This is a genomic window from Parafrankia sp. BMG5.11, assembly GCF_004337455.1.
The window spans coordinates 122,130-140,951 of record NZ_SJXI01000078.1 but is presented as its reverse complement, the minus strand read 5'-3'; the positions used below and the strand labels follow the sequence as shown (position 1 = coordinate 140,951).

The window sequence follows — 18,822 nt, the reverse complement described above, 5'->3', positions numbered from 1 at the left end:
CCACCCCCTCCCGCCGTGCCAGCCTTGTGTTGCGGTTCGACGTATGAATGTGGGTGGGTGACGCGCGTCGCCCCGAACGGGCCCGTCCAGACGAACGTTCCTTCCTGTGGTTGTGTCAGCCGCCAACGGTCGGAGTACTTCAGGCGGTGGTGCTTGCGGCATATCGGCCCGAGGTTCCGGGTGAGTGTCGGCCCGCCGGTCGTGTGCGCCACCGTGTGGTCGATATCCGCGCGTCGCGACGTACGGGCGCATCCCGGGAAGACAAAGCCACGGTTCCGTGCCCGCACATGCCGGGCCTGAGCCGCGGTGGGTAGGCACCGGTCCGCGATCTCGACGAGCGTGCCCTGAGGGTCGGTGAGGATTCGCCGCCATGTCGATCCGGGCCGTGCGGCCATCTCCCGGGCCACCGCCGCGGGAACCGGACCGTACCCGGGGATCTCCCCGGGATCCTCCGCCAGGCCCAGCAGCACCGTCACCGGCACCACGACCCGCACCTCACACGCAAGCGGCACCGCATGCTCAGCCCGCCCACACAGAAGATCGACGAGGACGTCCGCGCGGATCTGGTCACGGCTGCGGCTGTCCCCGCCGCCTCGGTGCGCGGCGATCCCCTGGGCGATCTGGTCGACCCGCTGGTAGCAGGCGGTCGCCTCCTCGGCGGGCAGCACCGCGGAGGAGGCAACTGGCCCCCTCCTCCCCCGGCGAGACCCACACCCGCCGTTCCTTCCTCCGGGCCCGCGCGCGTGCGGCAGCCCCGGCCGGATCCACCGTGTGCACGGCACGGCGGCACGCATCCGTGAACGCCCCCCCGGGTCGGCCGCGCACCCCCGGCCAGCACCCGCGCCTCGACCTGCGCCGCGAGCGGACCGTCCAAGGGGCGGACCGCGTTCTCCAACGAGCGCAACCGCTGCACGTCCAGCACCCCGGACTTCAACGCCTCCACCGCGTGGGGCAGCCGGCGCGCCACCGTGCACGCGAACAGCATCTGACCCGCCGCGGCCTGCGAGGACACCCCCAGCACCGCCGCGACGTCCTCCGGAGCGAACTCGTCGAACAGAACCTCCCGGCCGGCCGCCGGCGGCCGCAGGTCGGCGAACTGCGCCAACAGCCCCAGCAGGTCCGCGTTCCCCGCCGCTATCAACCGGACCGCCGCACCGATCCGCACCAGCAACCCACGCACCCGCCCCTCGAACACCCCCTCCGTCTCCGAGAAGTCACGGGAACCGGAACCGTCCTCGTCGACCTTCGCACTCCGCACGGTATTCATGGCACCGACACCCACCCCACCATAGGATCGAACACACGTTCGACCATAAAGGTGTGCGTGCCACCCCGACAAGCACGAACCCGACGAGACCACACCAAGTTCACATTCGGCCCGGGAAGATTTCTCGTTGCGAACAGCCGGCGGACTCTGTCTTCGATATCTTCCCCGCTGGGCTGGGTGCGGCCTTTCGTGTCCTGGCCGTCCTCGCCCTCGGCTTGTATCTCGGATTTCTCGGCCTCAGCGAACTCCTCGCCGCCACCATCTTCGAGATTCTTCGCGCCATCGTGATCGCGGCGCTGCAGTCCAAGTGACCACCCCGATCGACCCGCCCGAAGACTGACCCCGGGCGGCCTCTGTTCGCTGGGGCACCTCGCTTTCGGCGCGGCGGCGGACGGGCGCCACAAGCCGGCGGGAAGGCCAGCAGGACATCCGTGGAAAACGGGATTTTGGCGGCAGCCACCGACCGGGCGCCCGGATCTGATTACGAGTGGGGTATCGAGGTGAACCTGGGCAAGCCCGCAGGGGCGTGGATCCTGTCCTACCGCGCCCGGGCGGCCGGCGACCCGATCTCGGCGACACAACGATTGAGACTGGGGTCGGATGATCCCATCCGCGAGATCACGCTGTCCGGTGGCCCGCCGCAGGTGTTCGTCGACGCGATGGGACGTATGGGCTCTCGTCTCGTTGCGGGCCCGCCTCCACCCCGGCCGGCGCCGCACGCCCGTGCGAGGGCACCCCGCGCCGGAAACAAGGGCCCCACCTCGCCGCTGCGGTTGTGGGAGGTGGCGACTGGTCGGCAGGTGCGGGAACTTAGTCCGCGGCGAGCGCGGACGCGAGGTCCATCGGGTTGGGGCCGCCGTTCACGATCGAGAGGACCGGGGTGGTCACCCCGTGTTCGACGTACCGTCGCAGGCCGGCCCGGCACTGCTCGACCGTCCCGTGCACGATCAGCTCGTCCACGACCTCGTCCGGGATCGCGGCCAGGGCGGCCTTGCGATCGCCGGCCGCCCACGCGCTCCACATGCCCTCCAGCGCCGCCTGGCGGCCGAGCCACAGGTGGAACTCCCGGTACACCGGCACCGTCAGGTAGGCGGCGATCATCTTCCTGAGCAGAGGGCGGGCGGCTGCCGGGTCGTCGTGCACGTACACGAAGATCCGGGCGACCACCTCGGCGTCAGAGTTGTGTTCACGCACGTGCGGCAGGACGGTGTCGCAGTCGGCCGGCGAAAGCCAGTTAAGGATCACTCCGTCCGCCTCGCGACCGGCGAACTCGAGCATCCGAGGTCGCAGTGCGGCGACCATGATCTTCGGCGGGGCGGACGGTACGACGCCGAGCCGGAAGCCGCGGACCGTGAAGGACGGGAACTCCTCGCTGATCTTCTCGCCGGCGAAGGCCCGGCGCAGGAACCGGACGGTGTCCAGCATCCGCTGGTACGGGCGGCTGAACGGGATGGAGTTCCAGTTCGAAACGATCACATCCGACGACGTGCCGAGTCCGAGGACGAACCGGCCCGGCGCGGCGGCGGCCATTGTCGCCGCGGTCTGGGCGAGCAGCGCCGGGCCGCGGGTGTAGGCCGACACGATCGCGCTGCCGAGCCGCAGCCGTGGTTCGCCGGCGGCGAGCGCCAGCGGAACGATCCCGTCCGTCGTGGTTGCCTCGGACGACCAGACGTCGGTGTAGCCGGCGTCCGCCAGTCGCCCGCACAGTGCGGGCAGGTCCGTCAGGGGCGCATCGGCCAGCGGAATCGTCATCCCCCAGCGACCAGTTCCGGACGAGGCCGGATCCTGGCCGGTGACGGTCCCGGCTGGGGCGGGGCTGGCGCCTTGTCCGCCGGAGGGCGTCCTGCCCGCGCGGTCGCTTTCGTCGCTCTGATCACTCGTTGTCCGAGTCACCGGCGGAGTATCCCGCAGAACATTCGCATCTGACCCGGGCAGCCGTCGTATCCGGCCGTCATCCGCCGCGATCGACCCCGGCGCCTTCGAGTCGCGTCCCCGCGTACCGGCGGATACAGGATGTCGACCACTCCTGGCAGGTGGTGCTGCATCCCGTGACGGGGGTGGCGCAGTACCCGACGTGCAGCGTGTCCGTCACCGCGGCCCCGCCTGGCCCAGGTGGCGATCCAGCTCGGCGTCCAGGGTCGCGCGGGCGGACAGGAGTCCTGGTGGCGCATGTGGCTGGAACAGCACGCCGTGGCTCCTGCCACCATCGCACGGGCACGGGCACGGGCATCTTTAGCGGCCCCTGGAGGTGTGTTCCGGGTCCGCCAACGCAAATAGGTCGAAGTCGCGGGGATCTGGGCCGAGAATATCTTCTGGCCCTTCGTCGAGGCTGCCCGGAAACCCCACGGACAGAAACACGATGACACCTTCGATCGACCGGGAAAAGCACAGCCGTGCCCCGAAGTAAACACGTTGACCGGGGTTGATCTCGTCGGCGTGCTCCAGCTTCCAGCCCGCCGCGGGCACGGCGCGGCGGTAGAAGTCCGTTACCTCGTCGACCGTGCCCGCGGAGTACAGGCGCGAGGCATACGGGATGTTGGTGCTGTCGGTGCAGCCGTAGCTGACGCCCTGATCCTGAAGCGTTACACCGGCGGGACGCAGCTCGAACTCGGCAAGATCGTTCAGCCTCGCGTCGAGGCTCCTGTCCTGGGCTGTGCATTCTCCCTCCGGCCAGCGATCGGGCAGCCAGCCGTTTTCGGACAGACGGGGGCTCGGGCGACTCTGCAATAGTCTCTCGCCGATGTCTGAACGTGGCCGGCGCGAGGCTACCATTTTGACCGCGTCCACGGTGGTTGTGTACTGCGCCGGGAAGTGCGGGCACCTGCTGGCTCCATCTGACGGAACCGTAACCGGGCAGTCGGAGAGGGGGCCACGCCCGCGACGCTACTGCGCCCCAAGCCTTCGGATCATGAAAATACCTGTGCCATGTGCGTCAGTGGCCCACCCGGGTGATCCTCTGGAAGCTCCAAAGTTGCGTGCGTCGGGGGAGTGGTGTGGATCTCGCGGCGTTATGTTGCGAGGCGGAGCGGGACGGCGAAGTGGTGTGCGGTGATGGTCATGCCGGTGTTGAGGTACAGCCGGTGCGCGTCGGCCCGGTCGAGTCCGACGCCGGAGTCCAGGTGTACCTGCGCGCACTCGAGCTGTCGCGCCTCGTCGAGGAGCCAGTCGAGTAGACGTCTGGCGTATCCCTGCCGTCGGGCGCTCGCGATCGTGGAAAGGTCGTCGACGTAGAGGAATCGGCCGGCGGACAGGGAGTGGCGGACTCGGAAGCCGGCGACGGCCGGCGCACTCGGCTGGCCCCGTTCGAACACGCCGACCAGCCGGTAGCCCTCCAGGCGTTGCACCTCGTCGACGATACGGACGAAGTCGGCCGTGCCCACCAGCGTGGGCCGTAGCTGGGAAAGTGCGGGGAACGCTGAGGCTGTCGCCGGCGACAGGATTTCACGGATCTGGCTGGTCACGTGGAAGGACGTTAATGCGGGAGGTCGGTGCCCGGGAGCAGGATTGTGGTAGTTCCTGCGCCAGTCGGAAATCGGCCAGTCAGGAACTCGCGCATCCCTGGGACAAGATAGTCAACGATGTTGACGGCCCCTCGTTCGCTGTCGATCTTTCAGGTCGAAAAGGGGACCCGGCTGTTCCACTGCTGAAACCGCCGTTGCCACCCCTGCGCATTCGCCCCGCCGGCAGGCCCTGCATCGCAGCGCGGCCGCGGCTCGGCGGATGAGCAGGGATTCCATCCGCCCCGCGTTCGGTGGATCCGTACGTCCTCGGCCGTAGCGCGGCGATCGTGATCTCCGGCGGGGTGCTGCTACTGTCACGTCGCATGATCGTCGATCCTGGTGTGGGTTCGACTCGCGACTGCGTCGTGCGTGCGCTCGTCGAGCTGATGGTGGGCACATGCCCGGACCGAGTGCTGAGTGTCGCGATCGACGGTCCGGACGCGGCCGGCAAGACGACGCGAGGCGGCGAGCGATGCGGTGCTCATCGTCGACGGTGTCTTCCTCCTCCGGGGCGAGCTGCGCGATTATCGGGATCTCAGCGTGTTCCTTCAGATCAGCCCTGTCGAATCGCTGCGCCGTGCGCTGCGCCGCGACGTCGCCCTGTTTGGTTCACCCGACGCGGTCCGTGAACGCTACGAGGCGCGCTACCTGCCCGGCCAGGCGCTTTACCAGGCTTCCGCCGCGCCCGGGGAACGCGCGTCGACGTGCTGATCGACTACGAGCGTCCAGAGGGGCCCCGCGTTCTGCGTTGGCCCGTGTGAGCAGCCGGCACCGTGCTGGCAGCAGAGGAGCACCGTGAACGAGATACGGACGTTGCTCACCGGGCGTGGCCTGGTCGAATCGCCGCGCTGGCATGGTGAGCGGTTGTACCTCTCGGACTGGTCGGCGGGCGAGATCGTCGCCGTCGATCTCGCCGGCGGAAGCGAGGTGGTCGCGCGGGTGAAGTCGCTGCCGCTGTGCACCGCCTGGCTGCCGGACGGCCGGCTGCTGATCGTCTCGTCCGCGGCCGGACTGCTGCTGCGGCGGGAGCCTGACGGGGCCCTCGTCACCCACGCCGACCTTGGTGGGGTCGGCTGGAACGACATCGTGGTGGACGGGCGAGGCAACGCCTACGTCAACCAGGTCGGTTTCGACCCGGTGGGCGGGGAGTCGTTCGGGCCCGGCTCCGTCGTTGTCGTCACGGTGGACGGCTCGGTGCGCCAGGTGGCCGACAACGTCGCCTTCCCCAACGGGATGGCGGTGACCTCCGACAACGCGACCCTGATCGTCGCGGACTCGTACCGCCACTGCCTGTTGGCCTTCGACATCGGCGCCGACGGCGGGCTGTCCAACCGCCGGGTCTGGGCCGACCTCGGCGTAGGTGCCCCGGACGGCATCTGCGTCGACGCGCAGAACGCGGTCTGGTACGCCGACGTGCCCAACCAACGGTGTGTGCGGGTCGCCGAGGGCGGCACGGTGCTGCGGACCGTCGAGCTGGACCGTGGCTGCTTCGCCTGCGCGCTCGGCGGTCCCGACGGGACGGAGCTGTTCATGGTGGCCGCCGAATGGCGGGGCATGACCGAAGCCGAGATGGTCTCCCCGGGCTCCGGGCAGGTGCTCGTCACCCAGGTCGACGTGCCAGGGGCGGGCTGGCCGTGACACAGCCCGCCGTGCGTCCGGGGCCCTACGGATATGGAGCCCTACTGATCGTGGGGACGGGTCGCCGCCCACTGGGTGACAGGCATCATCGGGCGCCAGCCGGCGAAGCCGCCGACGGGTGACGCACGGCTCACCGCCAGCCGGATGAGATCCCCGCCGTGCCGGGCGTGCCACTTCGCCAGGATGACCTCGGATTCGATGGTGACCGCGTTGGCGACCAGGCGGCCGCCGGGGCGCAGCGCCTCCCAGCTGCGGGTGATCGTGTCCGGCGCGGTCAGCCCGCCGCCGATGAACACCGCGTCGGGGACGCCGGTCTCGTCGGCCAGGTCGTCGAGGGCGGCGGGGGCGGTCGCCGCGACGACCCGCAGTGCCGGCACGCCGAGCGCCTCGGCGTTTCGGCCGATCATGCGGACGCGGTCGGCGTGGGGCTCGACGGCGACGGCCCGGCAGGCAGGGTGGGCCCGCATCCACTCGATGGAGATGCTGCCGCAGCCGGCGCCGACGTCCCACAGCAGCTCGCCGGGGGCCGGCGCCAGCCGGGCGAGGGTGACGGCGCGGATCTCCCGCTTGGTGAGCTGGCCGTCGTGCTCGAAGACGTCGTCGGGCAGCCCCGGGATTCGGGGGAGGTGGCGGGTCTCCGGCCCGGCGGTCAGCTCCAGCGCGACCAGGTTGAGGTCGGCGGTGGAGTCGGGGCCGGCGTCCGAGCTGTCGGCCGAGGTCGCGGCGCCCTCGTCGACGCGCGCCTCGGAGCGGGTCTCGGAGCGGGCGCCGCCGAGGGCGCTTGCCCGGGTGTCCCGGCGGCGTTCCGCCGGGCCGCCCAGGTGCTCGAAGATCGTGACCGTGCTCCCACCGAAGCCGCGGTCGGTGAGCAGCCGGCACAGTTGCGCGGGCGTCCGGCGGTCCGCGCTCAGGACGAGCAGCCGCCGGCCGGCGGTGAGCGCCGGGTGCACCGCGGCCAGGGGACGGGCGACCAGGCTGACGATCTCGGTCGTGTCCAGCGCCCAGCCCAGGCGGGCGCAGGCGAGGGAGACCGATGACGGATGGGGGAGCACCCGGACGCGGGCGGCGCCCAGCTCCCGGACGAGGGTTGTTCCCAGGCCGAAGAACATCGGGTCGCCGCTGGCCAGCGCGCAGACCCGCGTGCCGGCGTGCGCGTCGACCAGCTTCGCCAGTGCGGGCACCAGTGGCGACGGCCAGCGCACCTGGCGGGCGCGGACCGCGGCGGGGAGCAGGCCGAGCTGCCGTTCGGAGCCCATGATGACCTCGGCCCGTGACAGTTCGTCGCGGGCGGTCCGGGTGAGGCCGTCCCAGCCGTCGTCGCCGATGCCGACCACGGTGACCACCGGGCCGCCGGCCTCCTGGTGGGTGATGTCTGTGTTCCCGGGGTCAGCCATGAGATCGACCTGCCACGGACCGCACGGTAGCGGAGCCGGCGGTGACGTGTGCCCTCTGGCGTGGTCTACCCCGGCGGCCACGCGTTCCGGTAGCCAGCAAGCTCACGTTGTGTGAGTGTTCGGGTACCTGTCGGTGTCGGGATGGTCCGCGTGCCGCTCGTCCCAGGCGGTGGGCCGGACGCGAGCATGCCCGGGCGGGCCAGCAGGAAGCCCTGGACCTGATGGACCCCGGCCTCGCCGAGGACCTCCAGCTCCCTGGACGTCTCCACGCCCTCGGCGAGCACGGTCGCGCCGATGTCCTCCGCGAAACACACGAGCGCGGTGACCAGCGCCCGGCAGGCCGGGGCGTCCTCCCCGATCTTCCGGATGATGCTCTGGTCCATCTTGATGATGTCCGGCCTGAGCTGTAGCAGCTGGTGCAGGCCCGCGTAGCCGGCGCCCACGTCGTCGAGCGCGGCGCGCACCCCGCGGCCGCGCAGGGCGTCGAGCGCGAGCATGACCGTCGGGTAGTCGTCGATGCGGCTGTGTTCGGTCACCTCGATGATCACCCGCTCCGGCGGGATGGTGGCGAGCAGGTCGATCAGCGCGCCCGACACGATGGCGGCCGGTGACGCGTTCACGGACAGCGGCAGCCCGGCGGGCAGCCATGGCAGCGCCGCGAGCGCGTTGCGGATCGCCGCGACCTCCAGCTCGACGCCCAGCCCGACGGACGCCGCGTCGGTGAACCACCGCTGCGGGGACGACTCGTCCGAGCCGGCGGTGCCGGTGCCGGGGCAGCGGGAGAGGGCCTCCACACCGGCGATGTCGAGCGTCGCCCGGTCGTAGATCGGCTGGAAGACCATCGCCGGCCCGCCGTCGTCGATCAGCTGGCTGATCCGGCGCCAGACGCGGTCCCGCTCGCGCCAGTCGCCACGGTGGTCGGAGACGCAGTTCGACAGCGCGTCGGCGATCAGAGCCAGGAACGACGCGTCGCGGTCGCGCAGCGCCGGGTCCGGGTTGTGGCTCATGCACGCCAGCGAGCCGTACACGGAGCCGTCGGGCAGCAGCACCGGGGCCACGACATAGCTGCCGATGCCGACCCGTCGGGCCAGCGCCGGGTCCGCGGTGCGCCCGTCCCGCCCGGCGTAGCGGACGACCTGCGGCAGACGTCCCTCGAGTGCGGCCCGCGTCCGCTCGTAGCTGGCGGTCGTGCCCACGGCGATGCCGAACGACTCGATGTCGCCGTCATAGTGCTCGACGACCAGGACGTCGGCCACCCGGCGGGTGATGACGGCCAGCTCCATCCCGAGCCGGTGCCGGGCGACCGACATCAGCCCGGCCACGACCGCGCCGCACTGCTCGGTGTGGAGCGGGTCGACCGTCGGCGAGCCGGCGGACAGGTCGCGCGGATACCGGGCCGTCGCGGGCATTGCTGCCTCCCTGGGCCGCCTTACGGGAGTCCCTGGAGGCGATACCCGCTGGTGGCGGGAGGTAGGCGTCCGCGTTCAGCCGCCGGCCGTCGTGGGGAGACCGTCAGTCGGGGGAGACCGTCAGGAGGAGAACAACATCCGGGTGAGGCGGCCGTGGCCGTACCCGTGGCCGTGGCCGTGCGAGCCCCAGGCCGGCGGGGCGTAGTGGCCGCCGGGCGCCATCGGCGGAGGCGGCTGCGCCGGCTGCGCCCACTGCGACTCCAGGCGGGTGAGCGCCTCGAGCTCGCCGTAGTCGAGGAAGATCCCGCGGCAGTTGTCGCACTGCTCGATCTGGACGCCGTTGCGGTTGTAGGTCCGCATGGATCCGTGACACTTCGGACACACCATGGTCTGGTAACTCACGGCAGCAGCCTACCGGGCGGGTCGTGTCGGTCCGTACTTTTCGCGGCTGTCAGTGTCCTGACCACGTTCGTGGCTGTCAGTGTCCCGACCACATCCGGCGGGCGCAGGCCACGAAAGCGTCGGCGCCCTCGTCGAACGGGGTGCCGTCAGTGGCGAGGTCGGTGACGGCACCGGCCGCGTACTGCACGGCCACCGCCCGCGCCGGGCCGTCCAGGGCCTCCCACGGATCGCCGTCGGGGCCCGCCGCCGGGCCGCCGGCCTCCCGGTAGGCGCCGAGGAAGGTTCCCCAGACCTCGGCGGGCAGGATGCCCGCGGCGAACCAGGCCGCCGGACGGGCCAGATCCCAGGCGGGATCCCCCCAGCCCAGGTCATCGACGTCCACGATGCGCCATCCGGCGTCCGCGGCGCTGGCCGGAGCGGAGGCCACCCGGACGACCTGGCCGAGATGCCAGTCGCCGTGGATGAGGGCCGGCGCCGTACCCGGGCGGGCCGGCGTCCGCCCGAGCCAGGACGGCAGCGTCGGGTAGGCCCGCCGGACTTCGTCCGCCAGCCGCTCGATCTCGCGCACCGACGCGCCCGAGGCGGCGCCAGCCCGGGTGGCGCGGGCCACGGCGGCTTCCATGCGGTCCAGCGAGCGCCGCAGGCGGGTACAGACGCCGGCCGCCGGGACGTGCGCCGGGGCGAGCGCGGTCAGGTCCGTGGCGTGCAGGCGGGCGAGCAGCGCGGCGGCCGCCGTCCATGGCGCGTCCTCGACGCGGGCCTCCACCTCGTCGACGCGCAGCGCCCTCCCGGCCGGCCAGGCGCTGACGAGACGGCCGCCGACCGGGGCGAGCAGGCCGCCGTGGCCGCCCCGGATGCGCAGGGGAGACAGCAGTATGTCGCCGAGCCGTGGATCAGCGGCCAGCCGCAGCCGCGCGAGCAGCGGCTGGAGCTCCTCCTCGGCCATGTGTGTCTTGACGACGAGATCACCGTGCCGGACGACCAGCCGGCCCTTGCGGTCGGTGAGCACCTCGCCTCCGGGGCGGGTGAGTTCGTCGAGCGTGACCTGGGCGGGGGACGTCCCGCGCGGAGGCCGGTGCCCGGGGGCGTCGTCGCGCTGGGCGGCGCTGCTCGTCATTGGTCCGATTTTGCCGGTGTGGTCCTGAGCGGCGCGGCCCTGGGCCGGTTCCGGACGGGACGGGTGCGGTCGAGGGCGCGCGCGGAACCCGACAGGCGCGGTGGGGCGGGCCGGGCACTACCGTCGGGCAGATGCAACCGCTGAGCCAAGCCGAGGCCGTGGCCCGAGCCGCGCTCGTCCAGGTCCACTCGTACCACGTCGACCTGGACCTGACCGGGACCTCGTCCGGCCCGCGGTTCACCTCGACCACCACGGTCTCGTTCTCGTGCCGGCAACCCGGCGCGGCCACGTTCGCCGAGCTCAAGGCGATCGGGGTCGAGCTTGCCCGGCTCAACGGGCGCGACCTCGGCCCGGGTGCCGTCGCCGGGGGCCGGCTCGCGCTGCCCGACCTGCTCGCCGACAACACCCTCGAGGTGTGGGCGACCATGGAGTGCACGAACACCGGTGAGGGGCTGCACCGGTTCACCGACGCCGAGGACGGCGAGGTCTACCTCTACGCGCAGTCCTTCCTCGACGACGCCGCGCGGATCTTCGCCTGCTTCGACCAGCCCGACCTCAAGGCGCCGCTGAGCCTGGCGGTGACCTCCCCGCCGTCCTGGGAGGTGCGGGGGAACGGCGCCGGCACCCGGGTCGGCCCGGGGCGCTGGGAGTTCGCGCCCACCGCCCCTCTGTCTACCTATGTGGTCTCTCTCGTCGCCGGGCCGTACCAGGTGTGGAGCGGGACCCACGACGGGGTGGCGCTGGGGCTGGTGTGTCGGCGGTCGCTCGCGCCGTACCTGGACGCCCAGGCGGCCGAGATCTTCGAGATCACCACCGGCTGCCTCGACCACTACCACGAGCTTTTCGGCATCCGGTACCCGTTCGGGAAGTACGACCAGGCGTTCGTGCCCGAGTTCAACATGGGCGCGATGGAGAACCCGGGCCTGGTCGTCTTCCGCGACGAACTGGTGTTCCGCTCCGCGGTCACCGAGGCCGAGCGCGAGCGGCGCGCCGTCGTGATCGCCCACGAGATGGCGCACATGTGGTTCGGCGACCTCGTGACCATGCGCTGGTGGGACGACCTGTGGCTCAACGAGTCGTTCGCCGAGTACCTGGGCACCCGGGTGACGGCCGCGGCGACCCGCTTCACCGACGCCTGGACGAGCTTCGCGGTGGGCCGCAAGAGCTGGGGCTACGCGGCCGACCAGCGGCCGTCCACCCACCCGGTGGCCCCCGACGACGTCGCCGACACCGCACGGGCGCTGCTCAACTTCGACGGGATCTCCTACGCGAAGGGCGCCTCCGCGCTGCGTCAGCTCGTCGAATGGGTGGGCGACGACGCGTTCCTGGCCGGGCTGCGGGCCTACTTCACCGCGCACGCCTTCGGCAACGCCACCCTGGACAACCTGCTGACGGCGCTGGCGCGGGCCAGTGGGAAGGACCTCACGGCGTGGTCCGCGGCGTGGCTGCGCCGCGCGCAGGTCGACACGCTGCGTCCCGAAGTGATCCTCGACGACAGCGGTGCCTACGTCTCCGTCGAGATCACGCGGACCGCCCCGGCGGACCATCCCGCCGAGCGACCGCACCGCGTCGGCATCGGCGTGTACGACAGCGACCCGGACAACGCCCCGGACGGCGCTCCCGGCCCGGTGACGCTCGTGCGACGTGTCCTCGTCGATCTTCCGTCGTCGCCGGCCGGCGGGCGCACGCCGGTGCCCGAGCTCGCCGGCACCCGTCCCGGCCGGCTGCTGCTGCTCAACGACGGGGACCTCACGTACGCCAAGATCAGATTCGTCGCGGGGGAGCTGCCCGGCCTCGGCGCCGTCCTGGCTGAGCTGGGCGACCCGCTCGCCCGCGCTGTCGTGTGGGCGGCCGTCGCGGACGCCACCCGGGACGCCGAATGGCCCGCGGCAGACTACCTGGCGCTCGCCGCGCGGGCGCTGCCCGCCGAACGCTCGGTCGCCGTCTTCGAGGACGCGCTGCGCTTCGCCGCCGCGACCGTCGTCGACGTCTTCCTGCCCGAACGGGACCAACCCGCCGCCCGTGCCGCGCTCGCCGGCGCCTGCCGCCGCGTCATCGCGGGTGCCGCCGGGACGTCCGGCCTGCTGCTGGCGGCGGCCCGCGGCCTGGTGCGGTGCGCGGGGACGTCCGAGGTGGACGAGCTGCGCGGCTGGCTCACCGGCCGTGGCGTCCCCGACGGCCTCGTCGTCGACCCGGACCTGCGCTGGCTGGTGCTCGACCGGCTGGTCGTCCTGGACGCCGCCGGGGAGGCCGAGATCGCCGCCGAGCTGGACCGCGACCGCAGCACCCGGGCCGCCGAGCATGCCGCGCGGAGCAGGGCGGCGATCGGCGAGCCGGCGGCCAAGGCCCGGGCGTGGCAGGCCGTCACCGAGGACCGCGCCACCTCGGTACGGCTGGTGGCGGCGACGGCCCAGGGCTTCTGGCGACCGGAGCAGGCCGAGCTCACCGCCGGCTACGTCGACCGGTACTTCGCCGACATGCCCACGCTGGCGTCGGCCCGCTCCCCGCATGCCGTCCGGCAGGTGGCCGCCGCCGCCTTTCCCCGTTACGCGGTCGAGGCCTGGACGCTTGCCGCGGCTCAGGAGATGTTGAGCCGCGGCGACGTCGGCCAGGTGCTCTCCCGCGTGGTCGTCGACGCCGCCGACGACCTGCGCCGGGCCCTCACCGCCCGCGAGCTGCACCTGCGGGTGATCAGCGCCCCGTGAAGTCGGGGGTCCGCCGCTCGGTGAACGCTGCCCGTGCCTCGGCGTAGTCCTCGGTGGACTGCACGATCGCCATGTGCGAGGCGATCATGTCGAGGCTGGCGCGCAGGTCCATGGTCTGCGACTGGTAGACGGTCTTCTTGATCATGGCGGCGGAGATGGGGGACATGCCGGCGAGCCGCCCGGCGAACGCGTAGGTCGCGTCGAGGAGCTCGTCGTCCTCGTAGACCCGGTTCACCATGCCGATCCGCTCGGCCTCGACGCCGTCCACCGTGTCGCCGGTCAGCAGCAGTTCCAGCGCCTTGGCCGGTCCGACCAGGCGGGGAAGCAGGTAGCACCCGCCATCGCCGGGAACCAGGCCGATCTTGATGTAGCCCTCGGCCAGTCGCGCCGAGCGCCCCGCGAACCGCAGGTCGCACATCAGCGCCATGTCGAGCCCGGCGCCGACGGCCACCCCGCTGATCGCCGCGATGAGCGGCTTCTCCAGGTCGAGGACGGCGCGGGCCACCTTGTGGACGCCCTCGGTGAGCATCCGCCGGCGCGCGATCGGTGTGGGCTCGATGCCGCCCAGCACCGCCAGGTCGATCCCCGAGCAGAAGGCGCCGCCGGCGCCGGTCACGACGACGACCCGCACCCGGGGGTCGGCGGCCGCGGACCGCAGCGCCTCCGCCCAACGGTCGATCATGGTCAGGGTGAACGCGTTCTTCACCTGCGGCCGGTTGAGGGTGATCGTCGCGATGGCGCCGTCCACCGTGTAGATCAGCTCGTCGGCGTCAGGGCGGGCCGGGCGGGCCGTGTTCTCGTCGCTCATCTGGCCGTCCTACCAGTCCAGCCCCGCCGGAGGCGCTGGTGTGTGCGCGAGGCCCTCTGCAGGCGTCAGTGTGAACGTTCCCACCAGTGGTGGCGGCTGTGCCGGCCGCCACCGGCGCTCGCGGGCTCGCGGATCCCGGCGGGCTCGCTGGTTCCGGCGGGCTCACGGGTTCCGGCGGGCTCACGGGTTCCGGCGGGCGGGGTGTCCGCGCGGCGGGGCTCGTCCGGGTAGACCGACGCCTCGTCGAGGCCCGGCCCGGCGGCAGCCCGGCCGGCGGCCGCCTGGTCCGCGGCGGCCTGGTCCCTGACGGCCTGGTCCGATGCGGGCGCGGCCGGTTGGAGCTGGCGGCGGTGGCCGCGGGCGTGCCGGCTCGGTTCGGGATGCCCGAGGCGCCGCCGCCGCGCCGTGGCGACGTCACGGACGCCGACCACGCTGAGCCGGCCGAGCGCGCTCGCGCCGAGGAAGAGCATCGCCGCGCCCAGCCCGTAGAAGAAACTGATCATGATGAGCGCCTGGAGTCCCTTGCCCCCGAGCGGGACGCCCATCGCCGCCGGGTTCCAGATCTGTGACAGCGGTGGCCCGACGACGAACCACACCCCGGCGACCGTCGCCAGCGTGGCGCCGAACGCGGCCATCGCCCGGTTCTGGCTGAATATCAGGATCAGCCCGCCCACGACCGCGACGATGCCGGGCAGGACGGACAGCCAGAAGCGGTTGGCCGTCCACTCCCACGTCTGCGTCGTGAAGCCGAAGTCGAAATAGGGCCCGACGAACGGGATGAGGGCCCCCCAGATGCCGAGCGCCACGAGCAGGAACCCGCTGAGGGCACCCTTCGTCCGCGGGACGTGCCACATGTCGCGACCACGTGGCCGATCGATCACTGCCGTGTCCATGCCTTCTCCCTCCCCGTCCGTTACCGCGGTCCGCGGGTGGTCGCCGAACGGGTCGTGCTGACGTGGGACATCACGCCCGCGGGCCACAGAGCCAGGGCCGCGAGCACGGCCACCGTCGTGGCCACGGCGAGCAGCACCCAGGCGTTGAGGATCATCCCGACCAGCGCGAGCACCAGTCCGACGACGACGACCCCCGTGAGCGCCCACACAAGGACGGGGCGCTCACGGGGCGGGCTCGAGTGCATGGTCATCGGACACCTCGGTTCCTTGGCCGGCCACGGGCCTCCCGCATGGGCCGTCGGTGCCGAGATACCCCGTCTCCACGCATTCCAGCGGCCCGGACGTGGGATGACCTCGATTCCGTCAACTGTTCGACTACTGACGTCGGTAATCTGGCGTCCCATGGGTTGGCTGTGGGGAGCCTCGCCGGCCTGGTTCGGGGCGGCCCGGTTCCGGCCTGCCCGGCTCTGGGCGGTTCGGGTCCGGCCCGGCTGGTCCCGAACCGCCCGTTTTGTTGGGATCCGGCGGCGTGGCCTCGGGGGTGTGGTCTGCCTGGTCGCGGTGGTGTCGGCGGTTTTCGTCCCGGCGGGCGTCGCGCTGCTGACCGTGCACGAGACAGCCCAGCAGGCCCGTTTCTACCGCGGCGCGCTGGACGAGGCGCGGGTGCACGAGCGGATCAGCGACGAGGTCCTGACCGACCCGGTGCTCACGGACGTGACCGGTGACCTGCTCGCCGACCTGCCCGTCGACCCGGACCTGATGGTCGACAACCTGCAGCTCGTCGTCCCGCCGTCGGCGCTGCGCGGGATGACCGACGGCGTCGCCGACAACGTCGCCGCCTACCTCGACGGCAGCCGCGCCGAGTTCGTCCTCGCCGTCGACCTGCGGCCGATCCTCGACAACATCGGGCGGCTCGCGTCCGTTTACCTCGCCGGGCAGGTGTCGGGCGCGCCGCGGTACCGCACAGAGGACGTCGCCGCCGCCCTGCGCGACGTCCTCGACGGTGTGGACCGGGTCAGCCAGGGCCGCCCGCCCGCCTCCGTGCCCGAGATCGATCTCACCGACGATCAGGTCGCCTGGGCGACCGACCTGCTGGTGAGCCGGGTGGACGGGGCCGACCGGCCGGTCGCGCGGGAACAGGTGCTGGTCGCGCTGCGCTCCGGTGATCTCGGCGCCGCGCTGGCGGTCGTCGGCCCGCTGATCTTCGCCGGGGACGTGTCCGCCGTCGCCGACCTGCGGTCGCGCCTGGCCGGCGGCACCGTCCTCGACCTCGGCCGCCCGCTCGCGGACGCGCCCGGCGGCCCGGCCGGCTTCGTGCTCCGCACGATCCACACGATCGGCGGCACGGGCATGCTCGCCCTCGCCGCGCTCTGCTTCGCACTGCCCGCCGGCGTGCTCGGTCTCGCCGTCCGGCGGCGCGGACCGTCGGTGCGGCTGGTGGGCGCCGCGCTCGTCGCGGGCGGGCTGTCCGCGCTGGCCGCGGGGGTCCTCGTGACCGGCCTGGTCGGCGACCCGCTCGCGCCGCTGCGCGGGCCGGACTCGCCGCTTCCCCCGGCGGGGCGGGTCCTCGCCGGAGACGTCGGCCGCGTGCTGGTCGCCAACGTGCGCGCGACCTGGAGCGAGATCGCGGCGATACCGCTCCTGGCCGGGCTCCTCCTCGGCACCGTGACGGTGGTGGTGCGCCGGCTGTCGCGCGCCGAGTGGCGCGTGCGGCGCCTGGTGGCGGTGGGCACGACCTGCTCGGTGTTCGTCGCCGTGTCCTGGGTGCTGATCCCCGGCGAGGCGGGCACCGGCACCGCGTTCTGCAACGGCGGGGCGGACCTGTGCAACCGGCGCTACTCCGACGTGGTCTACCCGACGACCCACAACGGGATGGCGTCCGTGCGGGCCGGGTTCCTCGGCGCGGTGCAGGACCCCGACCTGGTGGGCCAGCTCGACAGCGGCATCCGCGCTCTGATGCTCGACGTCCACCACTGGACGACACCCGCGGAGGTCGAGTCGTTCCTGGCTGAGCTGCGCCCGCGGGCCCGCGAGGCGCTCGCCCCGTTCGCCACCGGTGCCCGTTCGAGCCGCCCCGGGCTCTGGCTCTGCCACGGCATCTGCCAGCTCGGCGCGACCCGCCTGGACGACGCGCTGGCCGGCGTCGCGGGCTGGCTGGCGCGCAACCCGGCCGAGGTCATCACCATCATCGTCCAGGACGGCGTCGCGCCCGAACCGATCATGGCCGCGTTCCGGGTGGCGGGCCTCGGTCAGTACCTGGTCCGCCCGCCCGCGCCGGGCCGGCCGTGGCCGACCCTCGGCCAGCTGATCGACCGCGGCCGGCGCCTGGTCGTCTTCGCCGAGAACGGGGACGTGCCCGGCACCTGGTACCGCAACTTCTACCGCTCCAACGCGGACACCCCGTTCGACGTCCGGATCCCCGGGGGCTTCAGCTGCCGGATCGGCCGCGGGGCCAGCCGGCCCACCATGCTCCTCATCAACCACTGGCTCACCGACCACGCCGCCACCCGCGCCGACGCGGCGCTGGTGAACACCAGCTCGTCGCTGACGGCGCATGCCGAGCAGTGCGCCGCCCGCGGGCTGCGCCCGACCTTCCTCGCGGTCAACTTCGCGACGGTCGGTGATCTTGTCGCCACCGTCGCCGCCTACAACCGGCATTCGCCCGACTGATCGCTCGGGTGCTCCCGGTCATCGGAATGTCGCTGTATGTGAGCTGTATGTGATGGGAAGATTCCCTACCGGGTCGGGACGGAGGTGACATCGACCCCCCGCCGCCCCGGCCGGACCGTCTAAGCCCGCCGCCCGCTGGGGAGGAACGCCTCATGGAACCGCGGCGTCACCTGCCCTTCCGGGTCCTCGGCCCGCTGGAGGTGAATGCGTCCGACGGCCACACCGTGCCGATCGGGCAGCCGAAGAAGCGGCGTCTGCTCTCGCTGCTGCTGTTCAGCCGCGGCCGCTGGACGAGCACCGAGCGGATCCGCTCGGTGCTGTGGGACGCGGACCCGCCGCCCTCGGCCCTCGGCAACATCAAGACCTACGTCTCCGACCTGCGCCAGATGCTCCCGCCGGGGGAGACGGCCGGACTCGGCCGCATCCAGAGCCGGCCGGGCGGCTACCGGCTCAACGCCGCCGCGACCGAGGTCGACGTCTGGATCTTCGAGGACGCGGCGCGCCGCGGCCAGGACGCCCGGTGGGCCGGCGACCGCGACCGGGCCGTCGATCTGTTCGGCGACGCGCTGGCCGTGTGGCGCGGCGAGCCGTACGACGAGCTTCCCGAGGAGGTCACCCGCGCCGAGTCGGCCCGCCTGCACGAACTGCGCGCGGTGGTGCACGAGGACCTCATCGACGCGCTGCTCGACCGCGGCCAGTACGACCGGGTCCTGCCGATGCTGCGGGCGCTGACCGTTCAGCACCCGCTGCGGGAGCGGCTGTGGGGCCAGTTCCTGGTGGCGGCATGCCGCTCCGGGCACCGTGCCGAGGCGCTCGCCGCCTACCGCACCGCCTACCACCTGCTGTCCCGGGAGCTGGGCGTGGAACCCAGCGGTGAGCTGCGCCGGATCCACGCCCAGGTGCTCGCCGGCGAGCTCGACGCGGCCACAGCACCGGCTGGGGCGCCGGCCGGGGCGAACGGATGGGGCGGCGGCCGCGCGCGCCCGCGCGCCGCCGGCGGACGAGAGGAACGGGTCTGA

17 protein-coding genes are annotated in these 18,822 nt (G+C 72.6%); 6 read left to right on the top strand and 11 right to left on the bottom strand.

From position 1 onward, the window contains the following. A partial coding sequence (locus E0504_RS52725) for an HNH endonuclease signature motif containing protein (RefSeq protein ID WP_235013643.1) occupies positions 1-668 on the bottom strand: 668 nt, incomplete at its 3' end. A gap of 652 nt (positions 669-1,320) precedes the next feature. Between E0504_RS52725 and E0504_RS39895 the strand changes: the two genes are divergently transcribed. Continuing rightward, positions 1,321-1,578: a hypothetical protein gene (locus E0504_RS39895; RefSeq protein ID WP_131626926.1), complete on the top strand. Its 258-nt coding sequence runs from the start codon at positions 1,321-1,323 to the stop codon at positions 1,576-1,578. A 499-nt stretch (positions 1,579-2,077) separates the two neighbouring features. On the opposite strand, the gene E0504_RS39890 is transcribed toward E0504_RS39895, so the two are convergent. From E0504_RS39890 to E0504_RS39880, 3 genes are all read right to left on the bottom strand, one after another. Beyond that, on the bottom strand, positions 2,078-3,019 hold the full coding sequence (locus E0504_RS39890) for an LLM class F420-dependent oxidoreductase (RefSeq protein ID WP_112104705.1): 942 nt from the start codon (positions 3,017-3,019) through the stop codon (positions 2,078-2,080). Between the two features lie 480 nt (positions 3,020-3,499). Then, positions 3,500-4,054, bottom strand: coding sequence for a hypothetical protein (locus E0504_RS39885; RefSeq protein WP_235013584.1), 555 nt, complete (start codon positions 4,052-4,054; stop codon positions 3,500-3,502). Positions 4,055-4,275: 221 nt separating this feature from the next. Continuing rightward, positions 4,276-4,728, bottom strand: a complete 453-nt coding sequence (locus tag E0504_RS39880) for an N-acetyltransferase (protein ID WP_112104704.1) — start codon at positions 4,726-4,728, stop codon at positions 4,276-4,278. A gap of 516 nt (positions 4,729-5,244) precedes the next feature. Between E0504_RS39880 and E0504_RS52720 the strand changes: the two genes are divergently transcribed. Together E0504_RS52720 and E0504_RS39870 are read left to right on the top strand one after the other, a co-directional pair. Then, positions 5,245-5,478 (top strand): hypothetical protein, encoded by a 234-nt coding sequence (locus E0504_RS52720; protein ID WP_235013583.1) that lies wholly within the window; start codon positions 5,245-5,247, stop codon positions 5,476-5,478. Positions 5,479-5,562: 84 nt separating this feature from the next. After that, the gene (locus E0504_RS39870) at positions 5,563-6,405 is read left to right on the top strand and encodes an SMP-30/gluconolactonase/LRE family protein (RefSeq protein WP_112104703.1); all 843 of its coding nucleotides are present in this window, start codon (positions 5,563-5,565) and stop codon (positions 6,403-6,405) included. 41 nt (positions 6,406-6,446) lie between these two features. On the opposite strand, the gene cbiE is transcribed toward E0504_RS39870, so the two are convergent. From cbiE to E0504_RS39850, 4 genes are all read right to left on the bottom strand, one after another. After that, complete coding sequence (cbiE, locus tag E0504_RS39865) at positions 6,447-7,799, bottom strand: precorrin-6y C5,15-methyltransferase (decarboxylating) subunit CbiE (protein WP_131626925.1); 1,353 nt, start codon at positions 7,797-7,799, stop codon at positions 6,447-6,449. A gap of 65 nt (positions 7,800-7,864) precedes the next feature. After that, positions 7,865-9,208 (bottom strand): EAL domain-containing protein, encoded by a 1,344-nt coding sequence (locus tag E0504_RS39860; RefSeq protein WP_112104701.1) that lies wholly within the window; start codon positions 9,206-9,208, stop codon positions 7,865-7,867. Between the two features lie 120 nt (positions 9,209-9,328). Next, positions 9,329-9,595, bottom strand: a complete 267-nt coding sequence (locus E0504_RS39855) for a zf-TFIIB domain-containing protein (RefSeq protein ID WP_071063896.1) — start codon at positions 9,593-9,595, stop codon at positions 9,329-9,331. 91 nt (positions 9,596-9,686) lie between these two features. After that, positions 9,687-10,727 carry a phosphotransferase gene (locus tag E0504_RS39850; protein WP_235013581.1) on the bottom strand — a complete coding sequence of 347 codons (1,041 nt, stop codon included), beginning with the start codon at positions 10,725-10,727 and terminating at the stop codon, positions 9,687-9,689. A gap of 131 nt (positions 10,728-10,858) precedes the next feature. Here E0504_RS39850 and pepN point away from each other — a divergent pair, with 131 nt between their 5' ends. Next, positions 10,859-13,432, top strand: a complete 2,574-nt coding sequence (gene pepN / locus E0504_RS39845) for an aminopeptidase N (protein ID WP_131626924.1) — start codon at positions 10,859-10,861, stop codon at positions 13,430-13,432. Here the strand turns inward: pepN and E0504_RS39840 are convergent. The 3 genes from E0504_RS39840 to E0504_RS39830 all read right to left on the bottom strand — a co-directional run bounded on the left by E0504_RS39840 (position 13,419) and on the right by E0504_RS39830 (position 15,384). Continuing rightward, positions 13,419-14,240: an enoyl-CoA hydratase/isomerase family protein gene (locus E0504_RS39840; protein WP_071063684.1), complete on the bottom strand. Its 822-nt coding sequence runs from the start codon at positions 14,238-14,240 to the stop codon at positions 13,419-13,421. The genes pepN and E0504_RS39840 overlap by 14 nt on opposite strands. 65 nt (positions 14,241-14,305) lie before the next feature. Then, positions 14,306-15,133 carry a hypothetical protein gene (locus E0504_RS39835; RefSeq protein ID WP_131626923.1) on the bottom strand — a complete coding sequence of 276 codons (828 nt, stop codon included), beginning with the start codon at positions 15,131-15,133 and terminating at the stop codon, positions 14,306-14,308. Positions 15,134-15,153: 20 nt separating this feature from the next. Continuing rightward, entirely contained in the window at positions 15,154-15,384 is a 231-nt protein-coding gene (locus tag E0504_RS39830; protein WP_071063682.1) for a hypothetical protein, read from the bottom strand. A 313-nt stretch (positions 15,385-15,697) separates the two neighbouring features. Here E0504_RS39830 and E0504_RS39825 point away from each other — a divergent pair, with 313 nt between their 5' ends. Then, positions 15,698-17,803, top strand: a complete 2,106-nt coding sequence (locus E0504_RS39825) for a hypothetical protein (protein WP_243657839.1) — start codon at positions 15,698-15,700, stop codon at positions 17,801-17,803. Positions 17,804-17,955: 152 nt separating this feature from the next. Next, positions 17,956-18,822 (top strand): AfsR/SARP family transcriptional regulator, encoded by an 867-nt coding sequence (locus tag E0504_RS39820; RefSeq protein WP_071063680.1) that lies wholly within the window; start codon positions 17,956-17,958, stop codon positions 18,820-18,822.

What these genes read in the sequence shown, in the direction of transcription:
- E0504_RS39855 (WP_071063896.1), bottom strand. Translation starts at nt 9,595, where the DNA reads ATGGTGTGTCCGAAGTGTCACGGATCCATGCGGACCTACAACCGCAAC.
- cbiE (WP_131626925.1), bottom strand. Translation starts at nt 7,799, where the DNA reads ATGGCTGACCCCGGGAACACAGACATCACCCACCAGGAGGCCGGCGGC.
- pepN (WP_131626924.1), top strand. Translation starts at nt 10,859, where the DNA reads ATGCAACCGCTGAGCCAAGCCGAGGCCGTGGCCCGAGCCGCGCTCGTC.
- E0504_RS39830 (WP_071063682.1), bottom strand. Translation starts at nt 15,384, where the DNA reads ATGACCATGCACTCGAGCCCGCCCCGTGAGCGCCCCGTCCTTGTGTGG.
- E0504_RS39835 (WP_131626923.1), bottom strand. Translation starts at nt 15,133, where the DNA reads ATGGACACGGCAGTGATCGATCGGCCACGTGGTCGCGACATGTGGCAC.
- E0504_RS39860 (WP_112104701.1), bottom strand. Translation starts at nt 9,208, where the DNA reads ATGCCCGCGACGGCCCGGTATCCGCGCGACCTGTCCGCCGGCTCGCCG.
- E0504_RS39840 (WP_071063684.1), bottom strand. Translation starts at nt 14,240, where the DNA reads ATGAGCGACGAGAACACGGCCCGCCCGGCCCGCCCTGACGCCGACGAG.
- E0504_RS39890 (WP_112104705.1), bottom strand. Translation starts at nt 3,019, where the DNA reads ATGACGATTCCGCTGGCCGATGCGCCCCTGACGGACCTGCCCGCACTG.
- E0504_RS39850 (WP_235013581.1), bottom strand. Translation starts at nt 10,727, where the DNA reads ATGACGAGCAGCGCCGCCCAGCGCGACGACGCCCCCGGGCACCGGCCT.
- E0504_RS39820 (WP_071063680.1), top strand. Translation starts at nt 17,956, where the DNA reads ATGGAACCGCGGCGTCACCTGCCCTTCCGGGTCCTCGGCCCGCTGGAG.